Here is a 2,467-nt window from a genome sequence, read left to right on the forward strand (position 1 = left end):
GTGCTGTAGAGAATCCGTGGCTAATCGGAGATGTAACAAGGAAAGATGGCCAGATTGAGCTTACGTTACTCTTACCTCATGGATTCGACGCATCTGAAGCAGTCCGATTTCCAAAACCAATTATTGTAACAACTGATGGAAAAGTGGAGCTGCCAACATGAGTATCGACTGGTCCCAGCTGATCACCAAAGCCATGAAGGACGCCACTGCACAGGCTGCGCAACTGGCCGAAGCCAATGCAGAGCTGGCCGCAAAGAATGCCAGAGCGGTGCTGCAGATCACCCGCATTCAAGACCGTGTCGAAACGATCGGTTACGGCATCGACGCCGGCGATGCGACAGAAGAAGATGAAGCCGAGCACTCGGCGTTGTTGCTTAATCTGAAAGCCTGGAAGGGTTACAAGTTTTCCCTGGGCAAGGTTACCGTTCAGCCGACCTGGTACGCCGCACCGATCTGGCCTGCCGAGCCTGCGATTCCCGAGATCGTTGCAGCCCCCGAGTCGATAGCTGCCGACGTGATGTAACACGCAGCCACCGCACAACGCACCCGCCATCGAGCGGGATTTTTTTTGCCTGGAGAAAAGTGATGACCGTATCCGAGAGAGACCGCGACATCCTCGCCCGAACATTGTGGAGCGAGGCCCGCGGCGAATCCCTGGCCGGCCAGRTCGCCGTGGCCTGGACCATCCGCAACCGSGTGAACGAYGGCAAGGCCAAGTCGTGGTGGGGRGAGGGCTATGSCGGYGTGTGCCAGAWRCCGTACCAGTTCAGYTGCTGGAACARGARCGATCCGAACTTCGCMTACCTSAGTGGCGCCAAGCAGATTCCCTTCCGTGAGCTCGCGCAGGTGCGGATTGCCGCTGACCAGGTAATCGATGGAAGGGTGCTGGATCCCACCGGCGGTGCCACCCATTACTACGCGACCACCATGCCGAGGCCGCCGGTCTGGGTGAAAGGCGCCACACAGACGCTGGCGCTCGGGCATCACGTCTTCTTCACGGATGTGCCATGAACCCGGCTGCGCTCAAGTTGGCGATGGTGGGGGCGCTGGCGCTGCTGCTGATCACTGTCGCCAGCGTATGGAAGGTGCAGGACTGGCGCTACGGCAAGCAACTCGCCGAGCAGGCCGGCCTGCATCAGAACGACCTCATCGCCATCAGCAATGCTGCCGCCGCCCAGATCCGCACCGATCAGGACAAGCGCCTCGCACTCGAGCAGCGCCTTTCGGCCAGTGACCAATCCCACCACGAGACTTTGACCAATGCACAGAAAGACCAGGCTCGTTTGCGCGATCGCCTTGCCACTGCTGATTTGCGGCTGTCAGTCCTCCTCGACGCCACGGATTCAGCCGGTGGCTGTGCAGTGTCAGCCGGTACCGGCGCCGGCGGCGTGGTTCATGGAAGAACACGCGCCCGACTTGACCCAGCGTATGCTCAACGAATTGTCGCCATCACCGACACCGGCGACCGAGGATTGATCGCACTGGCGGCGTGCCAAGGTTTTGTTCGAGAGTTAACGCGCAGATAGCATTGTGTGATCTGATTATGAACAAGTTGTATTTTCACATGCGTCAGCCTATAGGCTTTGAGGGGGGCATGGGAAGAGAAAGTTTGTTTTGTCACTAGGGGAGCGTCGTAGTACATTGTGGCGCTGCAAGGCGGACTGATGACGTGCTAGGGAAGTTTTAATGAATATAACGTTCGCTTGGTGGAATGTCGGTCTTAAACCGCCAGTTGCATCTGCGAAAGAGCCCGATATCGCAACTGTCCTTCGTCCGTGGTTCTTGTTTTGCCACCTAGAAGAACTACTGGAACTCGATTTGGTAGCATTTGGAGAGGTTTCTGATTCGTTTGTACGGGCGTTAGGTAGATCTTTTTTGAGATCGGGCTTCGAGTCCATAAGTATAACCGGCAAGGAAGGGAGGATAATTTTTGATATTGCTGTTTTTTATCGCTCGGATAAATTAGAGCTTATTGAAAGTAAGAATATTGTCCATCCTCACTATTCTGGCAATTTAAGGGTCGCAGTTAGGCTGGAGTTTAAGGTTGTAGGTAGTGAGGAGCGATTTTATTTTTATGTGTCTCACTGGCCCAGTAGGCGATCTCGTCCAGAACTGGGGCGGGATGAACTTGGTTACGCTTTGAGAGCGGACATAGATACCGTTTTTAAAGAAGAAGGCTATGACGCTAAAGTGATTTTGATGGGCGATTATAATGACGAGCCTTTTGATAAGCCTATATATGATAAGTTGGTCGCCACTAGAGATAGGCGCGTAGTTGTTGAAGAACCATTTATTCTTTATAACCCATTTTGGCGTAGTTTAGGTGGGATTCAACCCTATAGTCGCAATGGAAAGTTGTCTCCTTGTCATGGAACTTATTATTATAAGGCGAGTTCGCATGTCACAAAGTGGTTCACTTTTGATCAGATAATTGTCTCTTCAGCTTTTATGGGGCACACACCTTGGC

At 53.5% G+C, this 2,467-nt stretch carries 4 protein-coding genes; all 4 read left to right on the forward strand.

Going from position 1 to position 2,467, the window contains the following annotated elements:
• Positions 1 to 157: 157 nt before the first annotated feature.
• Complete coding sequence (locus ACXRVY_RS24195; protein ID WP_457265736.1) at positions 158 to 523, forward strand: phage tail protein; 366 nt, start codon at positions 158 to 160, stop codon at positions 521 to 523.
• Between the two features lie 62 nt (positions 524 to 585).
• Entirely contained in the window at positions 586 to 1,011 is a 426-nt protein-coding gene (locus tag ACXRVY_RS24200; protein ID WP_458238444.1) for a cell wall hydrolase, read from the forward strand.
• Positions 1,008 to 1,526, forward strand: a complete 519-nt coding sequence (locus tag ACXRVY_RS24205) for a lysis protein (RefSeq protein ID WP_457265734.1) — start codon at positions 1,008 to 1,010, stop codon at positions 1,524 to 1,526. The genes ACXRVY_RS24200 and ACXRVY_RS24205 overlap by 4 nt, the downstream gene beginning before the upstream one ends.
• A gap of 160 nt (positions 1,527 to 1,686) precedes the next feature.
• Positions 1,687 to 2,467 (forward strand): endonuclease/exonuclease/phosphatase family protein (locus tag ACXRVY_RS24210; RefSeq protein WP_458238445.1); only part of this gene is annotated, 781 nt, incomplete at its 3' end.

It is taken from the genome of Pseudomonas sp. P5_A2_2 (assembly GCF_054177685.1).

Bases quoted from the DNA above. Each gene is read 5' to 3' on its own strand.
- ACXRVY_RS24195 (WP_457265736.1), top strand. From the start codon at position 158: ATGAGTATCGACTGGTCCCAGCTGATCACCAAAGCCATGAAGGACGCC.
- ACXRVY_RS24205 (WP_457265734.1), top strand. From the start codon at position 1,008: ATGAACCCGGCTGCGCTCAAGTTGGCGATGGTGGGGGCGCTGGCGCTG.